At 63.3% G+C, this 12242-nt stretch carries 12 protein-coding genes and 1 pseudogene; 8 read left to right on the top strand and 5 right to left on the bottom strand.

The window, feature by feature from the left end:
• The first annotated feature begins 211 nt into the window (after positions 1-211).
• Positions 212-1201, top strand: a complete 990-nt coding sequence (locus ACROSR_RS11630; protein ID WP_432685199.1) for a hypothetical protein — start codon at positions 212-214, stop codon at positions 1199-1201.
• A gap of 274 nt (positions 1202-1475) precedes the next feature.
• Here the strand turns inward: ACROSR_RS11630 and ACROSR_RS11625 are convergent.
• The 3 genes and pseudogenes from ACROSR_RS11625 to ACROSR_RS11615 all read right to left on the bottom strand — a co-directional run.
• Positions 1476-1616: pseudogene (locus tag ACROSR_RS11625) on the bottom strand (dodecin family protein); the annotation flags it as partial.
• 162 nt (positions 1617-1778) lie between these two features.
• Positions 1779-2720, bottom strand: a complete 942-nt coding sequence (locus ACROSR_RS11620; protein ID WP_432685197.1) for a lysophospholipid acyltransferase family protein — start codon at positions 2718-2720, stop codon at positions 1779-1781.
• A 228-nt stretch (positions 2721-2948) separates the two neighbouring features.
• On the bottom strand, positions 2949-3377 hold the full coding sequence (locus tag ACROSR_RS11615; protein ID WP_432685195.1) for an FKBP-type peptidyl-prolyl cis-trans isomerase: 429 nt from the start codon (positions 3375-3377) through the stop codon (positions 2949-2951).
• A gap of 203 nt (positions 3378-3580) precedes the next feature.
• On the opposite strand from ACROSR_RS11615, the gene ACROSR_RS11610 reads away from it, so the two are divergent.
• The 5 genes from ACROSR_RS11610 to ACROSR_RS11590 all read left to right on the top strand — a co-directional run bounded on the left by ACROSR_RS11610 (position 3581) and on the right by ACROSR_RS11590 (position 8602).
• Entirely contained in the window at positions 3581-4264 is a 684-nt protein-coding gene (locus tag ACROSR_RS11610) for a haloacid dehalogenase type II (protein ID WP_432685193.1), read from the top strand.
• The gene (locus tag ACROSR_RS11605) at positions 4264-5094 is read left to right on the top strand and encodes an alpha/beta fold hydrolase (RefSeq protein ID WP_432685191.1); all 831 of its coding nucleotides are present in this window, start codon (positions 4264-4266) and stop codon (positions 5092-5094) included. Before ACROSR_RS11610 ends, ACROSR_RS11605 begins: the two co-directional genes overlap by 1 nt.
• Entirely contained in the window at positions 5091-6068 is a 978-nt protein-coding gene (locus tag ACROSR_RS11600) for a threonine ammonia-lyase (protein ID WP_432685189.1), read from the top strand. Before ACROSR_RS11605 ends, ACROSR_RS11600 begins: the two co-directional genes overlap by 4 nt.
• Before the next feature lie 106 nt (positions 6069-6174).
• Positions 6175-7260, top strand: coding sequence for a zinc-binding dehydrogenase (locus ACROSR_RS11595; RefSeq protein WP_432685187.1), 1086 nt, complete (start codon positions 6175-6177; stop codon positions 7258-7260).
• A gap of 109 nt (positions 7261-7369) precedes the next feature.
• Complete coding sequence (locus tag ACROSR_RS11590) at positions 7370-8602, top strand: mandelate racemase/muconate lactonizing enzyme family protein (protein ID WP_432685185.1); 1233 nt, start codon at positions 7370-7372, stop codon at positions 8600-8602.
• A gap of 59 nt (positions 8603-8661) precedes the next feature.
• Here ACROSR_RS11590 and ACROSR_RS11585 read toward each other — a convergent pair whose 3' ends face one another.
• Positions 8662-9102, bottom strand: a complete 441-nt coding sequence (locus ACROSR_RS11585; RefSeq protein ID WP_432685183.1) for a GNAT family N-acetyltransferase — start codon at positions 9100-9102, stop codon at positions 8662-8664.
• A 173-nt stretch (positions 9103-9275) separates the two neighbouring features.
• Between ACROSR_RS11585 and ACROSR_RS11580 the strand changes: the two genes are divergently transcribed.
• On the top strand, positions 9276-9653 hold the full coding sequence (locus ACROSR_RS11580) for a DUF4168 domain-containing protein (protein WP_432685181.1): 378 nt from the start codon (positions 9276-9278) through the stop codon (positions 9651-9653).
• Between the two features lie 63 nt (positions 9654-9716).
• On the opposite strand, the gene ACROSR_RS11575 is transcribed toward ACROSR_RS11580, so the two are convergent.
• The gene (locus tag ACROSR_RS11575) at positions 9717-11717 is read right to left on the bottom strand and encodes a methylmalonyl-CoA mutase family protein (RefSeq protein ID WP_432685179.1); all 2001 of its coding nucleotides are present in this window, start codon (positions 11715-11717) and stop codon (positions 9717-9719) included.
• A gap of 168 nt (positions 11718-11885) precedes the next feature.
• On the opposite strand from ACROSR_RS11575, the gene ACROSR_RS11570 reads away from it, so the two are divergent.
• Positions 11886-12200: a hypothetical protein gene (locus tag ACROSR_RS11570; RefSeq protein WP_432685177.1), complete on the top strand. Its 315-nt coding sequence runs from the start codon at positions 11886-11888 to the stop codon at positions 12198-12200.
• Positions 12201-12242 lie beyond the last annotated feature (42 nt).

The raw sequence follows: 12242 nt of genomic DNA, 5'->3' as shown, positions 1-12242 counted from the left end.
TCCCTACCCAGAATCCATCACGAGCCCGGCAGCAAGAGGGTCAGCTCAGAGCCTAAAAGCCAACTGCGATTCCCCTGCCTCTCGGCGCTGGCCATTTATTGGCTATACGTCTTGAGCCTAGTAAAAAGGCGTTTCTCAGAAATCACGTGACTTTCGATACAAATAATGGCAATATTAAGCATTTAAATCTTCAAGCTCAATAGGTGGTATGATGAGCGAAAGTAACGGCTTAGAAGGTGAAGGCTGGAGTGATTACCAAGTCACCCTTCCCGTTGCAAAAAATGATTTCGCGGACTTTGTTGGCAGGCTTATTAGCGGTTCCGACAAGCTAGAGTATGCGATAATCTCGGATATTGAGGTTACTCGTGACACGCTTTTAGGCTTGGAGAGTAGTTTCAGTGAGCGTGTAGATAGGCAAGCCGGTTCTGCTTTTGTTGCAACAAGGTATTCCATAAAGTTTTCTGATGGACGCGGCTTTAAGACTGGTGAACTGTCGAAGATTTTTGATTTGTCACCTACCGGTACAGTTCATACAGAAGCCTTAACGGCTGAATACACCTTCATCAATAACTATCCAAATTCAAATGCACCGGTTCGGGAAGTAGTTTCCTTATCCTTTAGGGCCCGATCGATGCCAAGGTACGTAGGTAGATTTGTGTTAGCTGTTGGAAACATTGAAGTTGAGTACCATAATCGTAGCTGGGCGGAGGATGTTCTGGAAAGTGTAAAGAGAGTCGTTTGTGTTGAGGCGCCATCATTTTCAGATGCTCGGTTTCTCTTGAGGAATACGATTTTTGCTCATGAAGAAGTACCTGTAATTGTCGGAATTGTATCGTCTATCATATTTTTAACGACAATTTATTTCGCTTGGGATACTTTCGTTTTCGAAGGGTTGAGGGTTGTCTCTCCTATAGGTGCGTCCAATCACGCAGAGCCTAGCCCTGAAAAGCTTGTTGTGCGAGGTCTTACCTTTTTAAGCATCGCAATCCTTATTGGAGTTTTAGTGGGTGTTTCGATTTCTAAGGTGGGCTCACCTGAGGCGCAAAATATTGTATTTAGAATCACAGATTCTGATCAAAGATATCTTGATTATCTTAAAAGTAGAAAAAGAAAGTCTCGTTTTAAAATTATTCTTTCCATTATCGGCTCAATAGTACTTAGCGTAGTGGCGTCTTGGATTTATGGAGCTATTTTTACTTAACGTGATTGTTCATAAAGTAAATTTAATAAATTACTGCTTAATGATAGCTGATCAGTCACGGTCAACCACACACATCTTCGCCCGACCGCGCTGTTAGTAGCAAGTTAAATCTTGAGCGATGTTCTGACAGGGAAGATCATTACATCCGCGCTGTCGAACACCCCTCACAGACCCCATTAAATCATCGCTGAAATTTGCGTGTACAACACGCACGGGCCACGTCCGATCCGCGCGCAGGCCGGGCGATCCTCCCGGCCTACGGTGCCTCGCCGGATCAGTCCTCGAGCTTGAGGGAGACCTTCAGTTTGGTGCGGTAGAGGCTGACCTTGCCGTTCTCGATCACCAGATCCTGTTCGGTGACTTCGGCGATTCGCAAATCGCGCAGCGTTCCCGACGCGCGCGCGATCGCGATCGCCGCCGCCTTGTCTCAGGATTCCGGACTGGTCCCGACGATCTCGGTCACCTCGACTGCGATCATACCAGCGCCCACGGCAAGACCTCCGCGAGACCCCGTGAGCATGGGCTGCATAGCGCGGGGGCAGGATGACCGCGCTGCGAACACAGGGCGCAGGCGTGCTCAGTCCTTTTGACGCATCGCATCAAGCTGCGCGGCGCCGCGATCGGCGAGCGGGCCGGTGCCGTCTTTCCACCGCCGGTGGATCCAGAACCATTGATCCATCCGGTCGCGCACCTGTCGTTCCAGCCGGTCGTTGACCTCTTGCGTCATGGTGACCGGATCGGTGGCCGGGACCGGCTCTTCCACCACGATCTCGAAATCCAGACCGTTCTTGCACCGTATGCCCCAGGTCGGCACAAGGGGCGCGTTGAACTTCAACGCAAGCTCGGCCGTGGCCAGTGGCGACATTGCCGGTTTGCCGAAAAAATCCAGCGGCACACCGTCATGTGAATTCAGATCCGTGAGGATCGCCAGCACGCCACCGCTGCGCAAGTGCCGGACCATGTGCAGCATCCCGCGTCGCCCCTGTTCGAACATCGGCTGGCTCAACGCGCCCATGGCGGCGGTGTACCGCCGGTTGAACCAGCGATTGTGCATCCTGCGGTAGAACACCCCCATCTCGAACCCCTGTCCGATCATGGCGATTCGGGCCGCGTTGAAATTGCCGAAATGTCCGGTGACGAAGATGATCGGCCGGTTTTCGTGCTGCGCCGCGCGGATCGCCGCGACACCGGGACCGCGAACCTTGGCACGCCGCGCGCGCGCGATGAACTCGCGTGTCGAATACAGCTCTGCCATGTTGCGCCCGGCATTGTCGGGCACGGCGCGCACCAGGCGACGCACCTCGGGTTCCGGCAGATCGGGCAGCACATGGGCGAGGTTTTCACGCACCCGCCTGTCATAGCCCGCGATCGGCGCGACGACCCGCGCCGCAAGCCAGCCCATCAACGGAATGCGCCAGCGATAGGGAAGAAGCCTGGTGACAGCGATCGGCGCGTACATGGCCATGCCGACCGCAGTGTCGCGCAAGCGTGTCGAAAGGGGCAGGGGGGTATCACTCATCTTCGCGGCCTTCTTGGGATCGCGTGTCAGGGATACTCTCGGGTATACGCGACCACAAGCCCGCGCGCGTGTCCACGCCGTTGCCGCCATGTCCGGACGATAGGTCGACGGACTGTTGGACCGGCCTGTCCAGCTGTCGGCGGGCTTTCTGGCCCGTACGGATTGCATGGCCGCAGGTCCGTCCGGACTGAAAGAGGGCGCCCGAAGGCCCCCTCTTTGTTTTTCGGCTCAGGTGATGTCGACGACCTCGATCGCAAAGGTCAGATCCTTGCCCGCCAGCGGGTGGTTGGCGTCGAGCACGACCTGTTCATCGGTCACTTCGACCACGGTCACGGGCATGACCTGTCCCTGCGGTGTCTGCACCTGCAACTGCGTGCCCAGATCGAGCGGGATATCCTCGGGGATATCGGTCCGTGGCACGGCCTGTTGCGCGTTGGGGTCCGGCTGGCCGTAGGCCTGATCGACGGGAACCTCGACGGTTTTCTTGTCACCGACGGTCATGCCTTCAACGGCGGCGTCGAGGCCGGGGATGATCTGGCCCGACCCGACCGTGAATTCCAGCGGGTCCTTTCCTTCACTGGAATCAAAGGTTTGGCCGTCCGTCAGGGTACCCTTGTAGTGTACGCGGACGGTGTCGCCCGATTTGACTTGCGTCATGAGATGTCCAATCTGTGGCAGCGTTGAGTTTGCGAGGCCACGCCGTTTCGCGCGCGGGTGCTCGTGTGACTTTGTTAAACGTAATTGTCCGTTACGGGATTTGCAAACCGATCCTGTCCACGGAACGGTCCCGGATGCCTTGGGGCTTTTCCCCATACCACTTCCGTGCCAATCTCGCTGCCAAGTCACCGCAGAGAGGTTTCATGACGATCACAACCTGCGTCTTTGACGCCTACGGCACCCTGTTCGACGTAGCCGCTGCCGCCCGCCGCGCCGCGACCGAACCGGGACGCGAGACATTCGCCGAACACTGGCCCGCGATCGCCGAGAAATGGCGCGCCAAGCAATTGCAGTACACGTGGCTGCGCGCGGTCACCGGCGATCACGTGGGCTTTTGGCAGGTCACGCAAGACGGGCTTGATTGGGCGCTCGAATCGCAGGGGCTGTCGGGCGATACCGATCTGCGCGCGCGGCTTTTGCAGCTTTACTGGGAACTTGACGCGTTCCCCGAGGTACCGGGCGTTCTGACCGCGCTCCGCGAGGCCGGCACATCCACCGCGATCCTGTCCAACGGGTCGCCCGATATGCTGGACGCGGCGGTCGAGTCGGCGGGCCTCGGCGCGCGGCTCGACGCGGTGCTGTCGGTCGAGAGTGTCGGCATCTTCAAGCCGGCGCGCGTCGTCTACGATCTTGTCGGCCAGCGCTTCGACTGCGCGCCCGAAGAGGTGCTTTTCGTGTCGTCCAACGGTTGGGATGCCTGCGCCGCCGCCGCCTATGGCTTTCAGACCGTCTGGGTCAATCGGGCGGGCGATCCCGTGGACCGTCTGCCTGCATCCCCCGACCGGCAGATGTCCGACCTGTCCGGCCTTGTGGAAATGTGTACCTGATGGCGCGGTTCACCACATCCGACGGACTGTCGCTGCATTACACCGACGCGGGGCACGGTCAGCCGATCCTGTGCCTGGCCGGACTGACGCGCAACAGCGCCGATTTCAGCTTTCTTGCCCCGCACCTGACCGGGTATCGCATGATCTGCATGGACTATCGCGGGCGCGGACACTCCGACCATGCCCCGGATTTCATGTCCTACAACATAATGCGCGAGGGGCAGGACGCGATCGAGTTGATGGATCACCTGGGCCTCGACCGCGTCACGTTGATCGGCACCTCGCGCGGCGGGCTGATCGCCATGGCGCTTGCGCATGCCCATCATGACCGCCTCGCCGGGGTCGTGCTCAACGATATCGGCCCCGAGGTCGCCGATGAGGGGATCGCGCGGATCATGGATTACGTGGGCCGGGCGCCGGACCTGCCCGATCTCGACGCGGCGGGGGCGCTCGCGCATACCCACGCCGGCAGCTTTCACGGGGTGCCGCTTGACCGGTGGCGCGCGCAGGCCGGGTTCATGTATCAGGAGACACCCGGTGGCGGGCTGGGTCTGCAATATGATCCACGGCTGCGCGACGCGCTTGTGGGGCAGGCCGGCGCCGGCGAGGCGCCAGACCTGTGGCAGATGTTCGACGCCCTGCGTGATATCCCCACGGCGCTGATCCGCGGTAAGAACTCGGATCTGCTGAGCACCGGGACAGTTGCGAGAATGCGGGAACGCCATCCGCGCATGATGACCGTCACCGTCGCGGACCGGGGTCACGTGCCCTTCCTCGACGAGCCCGAGTCGCTGGCGGCGATTCGTGACCTGTTGAAAGACGTAAAATGACCGACATAACATTGGTTCGTGCCGCGGCCTCGCGCCTGGCCGGGCATGCCCGGCGCACGCCGCTGCTGTCCTCGCCGTTTCTCGACGAGATCGCGGGGCGGCAGGTACTGGTAAAGCCCGAATGCCTGCAACATACCGGAAGCTTCAAGTATCGCGGGGCGCGTTCGGCCCTCTCGGCGCTCGACCCGGATACGCGGGCGCATGGGGTGATCGCGTTCTCTTCGGGCAATCACGCGCAGGGCGTGGCGCTTGCGGCGCGCGAATTCGGTGTGCCCAGTGTCATCATCATGCCCGGTGACGCGCCGCGCCTCAAGATCGACAACACCCGCGCGCTCGGGGCCGAGGTGGTACTTTACGACCGTGTGGAAGAGGATCGCGACGCCATCGGGGCGCAGCTGAGCGCCGAGCGGGGTCTGACCCTCATCAAGCCATTCGATGATCCCCTCGTGATCGCGGGACAGGGCACCACCGGGCTTGAAATCGCCGAGGATGCCGCGGATCTCGGTATCGAGACCGCCGATGTGCTGGTCTGTTGCGGGGGCGGGGGCCTGACCTCCGGCATCGCGCTCGCGCTCGAGGCCGATGCGCCCGGCCTGCGCGCGCGGCCCGTCGAGCCCGAGGGGTTCGACGACGCGGCCCGATCGCTCGCCTCCGGCCGGATCGTGCGCAACGCGCAAGGTGCGGGCGGGCTCTGCGATGCCATCGTCACGCCACAGCCGGGCGAGATCACGTTTCCGATCATGCAGCGCCTGTGCGGCCCCGGTCTCGTGGTCACCGAGGACGAGGCGCTGCGCGCCATGGCGGCGGCGTTCTCGCGGCTCAAGCTGGTCGCCGAGCCGGGCGGTGCCGTGGCCCTCGCCGCAGCCCTGTATCATGGTGACGAGATCGAGGGCGACGCGGTGATCTGCACCATCTCGGGTGGCAATGTCGATGCGGGGGTGTTCGGCGACGCGTTGCGCCGGTTCGGCCAGTGACGGCCCGGCCCGGTCCGGGCGCCCGACACGGAACGCGTCCCGATGGAAACCGGCTTGCGCTCGCGGCCGAATCCGCCTCATCTGTCGCCTCAAACAGGAGGTGACGATGCGAACCATGAAAGCCGCCGTCTGCCACGAATTCGGTGCCCCTCTGGTGGTCGAGGACGTGCAGATCGCAGATCCGCAGGCCGGCGAGGTCGAGATCGAGATCGCGGCTGTCGCGATCTGCCATTCCGACATCACCTATGCCGATGGCGGCTGGGGCGGATCGCTTCCGGCGGTCTATGGCCATGAGGCGACGGGCCGCGTGCGCGGCATCGGCGCGGGTGTCACGGGGCTCTCCGAGGGCGATCCCGTGGTCGTCACCCTCATTCGCGCCTGCGGACAGTGCCCGTCCTGCAGTGGCGGACGCCCCACGGGATGCGAAACGCCGCATGACGGGGATCAGGGCCCCCTGACCACGTCTGCCGGCGGCAAACTGCACCAGGCGATGTCCTGCGGGGCGTTTGCCGAGCGCGTCGTCGTCCATCACAGCCAGGTCGTGCGCATCCCCGAGGGCATCGACATGGCCGCCGCGTCGCTGCTGGCCTGTGGCGTGATCACCGGCGTGGGCGCGGTGGTCAATGCCGCCCGCCTGCGGGCGGGGCAGGATGTGGTGGTGATCGGGGCAGGCGGCGTCGGTCTCAACGCCATACAGGGCGCGCGCATCGCGGGCGCGCGCCGCATCGTCGCCGTGGACATGACCGAGGCCAAGCTGGCAGCGGCGCGCGAGTTCGGCGCGACCGACGGCGTTCTCGCGACCAACGAGACACCGTGGCGCGCGGCCAAGGCGATCATGGGCCGGGGCGCCGATGTCGTGCTGGTCACCGTCGGTGCGGCCGGGGCCTATGACGCGGCGCCGCGTTACCTTGCCGGCGGGGGCCGGATGATCATGGTGGGCATGCCGCATTCCGGTGCCGAAAGCCGCTACGAGGCGGGAAATTTCGCGGCCGCCGGACAGGCCATGATCGGCTCCAAGATGGGTGAAGCCGTCATTCGCCGCGATATCCCTTGGATGGTCGATCTCTATGCGCAAGGCCGGCTGAAACTGGACGAGCTTATCTCGGGCCGCTGGTCGCTTGACCGGATCAACGAGGCGATCACCGATACCAGAAGCGGCGCGGCGCGGCGCAACGTCATCACCTTCCCATGACGATCCGGGCTTCATCTTTCCAACAATACTCCGGGGAGCGCGAGGGGCAGCGCCCCTCGCCCCGGTCGGATCGCGCAGCGATCCGAAACACCAAAGCGGAGCCGACATCATGAAATTGCAGGACCTCGACATCATCGTCACCTCGCCGCCGGCGCCGGGCTGGGGCGGCCAGTACTGGATTCTCGTCAAGCTGACCACGGATGACGGCATCACCGGCTGGGGCGAATGCTACGGCACCAGCATCGGCCCGCAAGCCATGCGCGCCGTGATCGAGGATGTCTTCGCACGCCACATGCAGGGCGAGAGCCCCGAGAATGTCGAGCGGATGTTCCGCCGCGCCTATTCCTCGGGGTTCACGCAGCGTCCCGACCTGACCGTGATGGGGGCGTTCTCGGGGCTCGAGATCGCCTGCTGGGACGTCCTGGGCAAGGCGCGCGACAGACCCGTCTGGGCCTTGCTGGGGGGCCGGATGACCGACCGCATCCGCGCCTATACCTACCTCTACCCGCTGCCGCATCACGACCTCGCCGCGTTCTGGACCTCGCCCGAGATGGCCGCCGAAAGCGCGCTTGACTGCGTGGCGCGCGGTTACACGGCGGTAAAGGTCGATCCGGCCGGACCCTACACGATGCGGGGCGGCCACATGCCCGCGATGTCGGACATCTCGCTGTCGGTCGCGTTCTGCCGGGCCATTCGCGACGCCGTCGGCGACCGCGCGGACCTGCTTTTCGGCACGCACGGGCAGTTCACCACGGCCGGTGCGATCCGCCTCGGCCAGGCGATCGAGGCGTTCTCGCCCCTCTGGTACGAAGAACCCGTGCCCCCGGACGACATCGCGGCGATGGCGCGCGTGGCGGACGCGGTGCGCATCCCGGTGGCCACTGGCGAGCGGCTGACCACCAAGGCGGAGTTCGCCGCGATCCTTCAGGCCGGGGCGGCAGAGATCCTGCAACCGGCCCTCGGCCGGTCCGGCGGCCTGTGGGAGACCAAGAAGATCGCCGCGATCGCAGAGGCGTATAACGCCCAGGTGGCCCCCCATCTTTACGCCGGGCCCGTCGAATGGGCCGCCAATATCAACCTTGCGGCGTCGATCCCGAACATCCTGATGGCCGAGACCATCGAGACCCCGTTTCACGACGCGTTGATCAAGGGTGGCATCCGCACGGAAGAGGGTTTTGTCACACCGCCCGAGGCACCGGGTCTGGGGATCGAGGTCGACGAGGCCCTCGCGCGGGCGCATCCCTATCACGGCACCGGCCTGCATCTGGAAATGCAGGAGGCGCCATGCGACTACGTGCATGGCAACAGCTTTGCCGGGGGCGCGCCGCTCAAGACCGAGTGAGGCAACTGAGTCACGCCCCGTCGCGTCCAAATGGAACGCGCGGGCATTTGGCGCGGGCGTTATCTGGTGTACTTGATGAACGGGGTCAGCGTGCCCACCCGGTCGTAAAGTCGGCGCGCCGTCGTGTTGAACTCCTGTGTGGTCCAGTACACCGACGGGCACCCGTCGCGATCGGCCTGCGCGTAGACGGCCTCGATCAAGGCGCGCCCCGCGCCGGTGTTGCGGGCCTCGGGCGCGACATAGAGATCCTGAAGATAACACACCTTCTCGATCCGCCAGTTATGCGGGTGGTAGATGAAGTGCACGAGGCCCGCGATCTCGCCGTCTTGCGCAGCGATCAACCCGTTCTGCGCGGGATGATCGGACGAGTTAAGCCGCTCGAAGGTCAGGTCGTAAACGGCATCGGGCAGGGACGTCTCGTAGAACGCGAGGTAGGCGCGCCAGAGCCGCGCCCAGGCGGGCTTGTCACCGGTCTCGACGGGTCGGATCGTCAGGGTCATGGGCGGCCTTTCGCGTGGTGGTGTCGCGCAAGTCTGCGCCGGACCGCGGGCCATGACCAGAGGTGATCATCCCCTGTGCCCGGCATTTTTCTGCGCATGGGGTTGTCACCCCGGCGTATCTTGCCCACTTCTGACGCTCGATTGTTTCAAACCACGAACAGGAGTCTGACTCGATGACCTTCAGAACCAGCCTTGCCGCGATCTTTGGCGCTGCCGCGCTTGCATTTGCAGCGCCCGCAGTCGCGCAAGACGGGCAGCCGGCCCAGATCGCCGCCGAGGATGTCACCGACGCCCAGGTCGAGGCGTTTGTCGATGCGATTCTCGCGGTCGAAGAGGTGCGCGACGAATATGGCCCCGTCATCGAAGATGCCGAGGATGAGGCAGCCCAGCAGAAACTGGTGCAAGAGGCCAACGAGGCGGCCTTTGCCGCCGTGGATGCGGTCGAGAACATGGATGTCGACAGCTACGTGTCGATCGCCAATGCGGCCGGCAACAACGAAGAGCTGAATCAGCGCGTGATTGAGCGTCTTACCGAAGTGCGCGGAGAGTGACGCACCTTTCATCCCCGGCGGACCACCTTGTGAGGTGATCCGCCGGGGATGGTCTGCCGCGTGTCACTCTGCGGCGACGTCTCGCGCGTCAGCCAGCGCTACGATATCCATCATGATCGTGTTCAGCTCGAAATCCTTGGGGGTGTAGACCCGCGCGACCCCCAGCTGGCGCAACCGTCTGGCGTCGTCTTCGGGGATGATGCCGCCGACGATCACCGGGACATCGCCAAGACCCGCCTCGCGCATTCGCTGCATCAGGTCTTCCATCAGCGACATGTGGCTGCCCGACAGGATCGACAGGCCCACGACATGCGCCTGTTCTTCCAGCGCGGCGCGGACGATTTCCTCGGGCGTCAGGCGTATGCCCTGATAGCCGATATCCATGCCGCAATCGCGGGCGCGAAAAACGATCTGCTCGGCGCCGTTGGAGTGACCGTCCAGGCCCGGCTTGCCCAGCACGAACTTCAGACGCCGTCCAAGCCGGTCACTGACCGCGTCGACCGCGTTGCGGATGTCGTCCAGCCCCTCGGTCATGTTCGACGGGTTCGGGGACACGCCGGTCGGGCCGCGATACTCGCCGTACATCGCGCGCATCTGTTCGGCCCATTCGCCGGTCGTCACCCCCGCCCGTGCGCAGTCTATCGAGGCGGGCATGATGTTGCGCCCTTCCTGCGCGGCGGCGCGCAGTTCGGCAAGGGCGGTCTTGACGGCAGACGCGTCGCGCGCGGCGCGCCATGCGTCAAGCCGCCCGATCTGCTCGGCCTCGACCTTGGGGTCGACGACCATGATCCCGCCATCCTCGGATTGCAGCGGCGACGGCTCGCCGGCCTGCCACTTGTTCACGCCGACCACGATCGTCTCGTTGCGTTCGATCCGGCCGAGGCGTTCGGCGTTGCTGTCGACCAGCCGCGATTTCATGTATTCGATCGACGAGACCGCGCCGCCCATGCTGTCGATATTGGCCAGTTCGGCACGGGCGCCGTCCTTGAGCGTCGCGACCTTGGCCTCGACCGCGGGATTCTCGTCGAAGAGGTCGTCGAATTCCAGCAGGTCGGTCTCGTAGGCGAGGATCTGCTGCATCCGCATCGACCATTGCTGGTCCCAGGGCCGCGGCAGGCCAAGCGCCTCGTTCCAGGCGGGCAGTTGTACCGCCCTTGCGCGGGCCTTTTTCGACAGGGTCACCGCCAGCATCTCGATCAGGATGCGGTAGACGTTGTTTTCAGGCTGCTGTTCAGTCAGGCCAAGGCTGTTGACCTGTACGCCGTAGCGGAAGCGGCGGAATTTCGGATCCTCGATGCCGTATCGGTCCTGCAGGATCTCGTCCCAGAGATCGACGAAGGCGCGCATCTTGCACATTTCGGTGACGAAACGGATGCCGGCATTGACGAAGAACGAGATCCGGCCGGCAAGGATCGGGAAATCCTCGGCCGGCACGCGCGGGCGCAGCTCGTCAAGGACTGCCGTGGCGGTGGCCAGCGCGAAGGCCAGCTCCTGCTCGGGCGTCGCGCCAGCCTCTTGCAGGTGGTAGGAACAGACATTCATCGGGTTCCATTTCGGCACGTGCTTGTAGCAGTATTCGGCCACGTCGCCGATCATCTTGAGGCTTGGCGCGGGCGGACAGATATAGGTGCCGCGCGACAGGTATTCCTTGATCAGGTCGTTCTGCACGGTGCCTTGCAGCTTGGTGGTATCCGCGCCCTGTTCCTCGGCCACTGCGATATACAGGGCCAACAGCCACGGCGCAGTGGCGTTGATCGTCATCGAGGTGTTCATCTGGTCCAGCGGGATCTGGTCGAACAGCGTGCGCATGTCGCCAAGATGGCAGACCGGCACGCCGACCTTGCCGACCTCGCCACGGGCGAGGACATGGTCGCTGTCATAACCGGTCTGTGTCGGCAGGTCGAAGGCCACCGACAGGCCCGTCTGGCCCTTGGCGAGGTTGCCGCGATACAGCGCGTTCGACGCCTCGGCGGTGGAATGGCCCGCATAGGTGCGGATCAGCCACGGGCGATCGGCCGGGCGACCGGACGGGCCGGTTTGCGTGTCATTTTGCGTCTGCGACATGGACGAGCCTCGTGAATCGTTTGGCGTAATTTTGTTACGTTCGCTGCACATTACAAGTAACAAACTGGCGCTGTCAATTCGCTGCAACGCGGCGTCGCGCGGGCGGTTGTCTTGACGGGGTCCGGACGATACGTTCCACGACTGATTGTCCATTAAGGAGGTTCACCGATGAAATCGAGCTTCTCGGTTATCGCTGTTGCAGGTTTCGTCTCGCTCGGCGCCTGCACAGCCGAACAGGTCACGGAAAATACAGGCGACGTCGTGTGGGGCGCCGGGCGTCTTGCCGCGAACACGGCCGTCGGCGCGGGCAAGCTGGTCTACAAGGGTGCGCGCGGGACATACCGCGCCGTGCGAGATGCCCGTAACCCCGAGGGCGAGCCGTTCCCGCCCGGCACCTTCCTGTGCGCCGTTGGCGACGGCGTGTTCGTCGAGGCCGAGCAGCGGCCGGATGGCCAGTACACTTGCGCGAACGCGACACGCTGAGCCCAATACCGCGCCTGCCGGGCATCGCGTCGTTCAGAAAGT

The sequence above is a fragment of the Roseovarius tibetensis genome (genome assembly GCF_050896375.1).
Classification (GTDB): Bacteria; Pseudomonadota; Alphaproteobacteria; order Rhodobacterales; family Rhodobacteraceae; genus Roseovarius; species Roseovarius tibetensis.
Note: the sequence above shows the minus strand (reverse complement) of the source record. Positions and strands in the feature narration are given on the sequence as shown.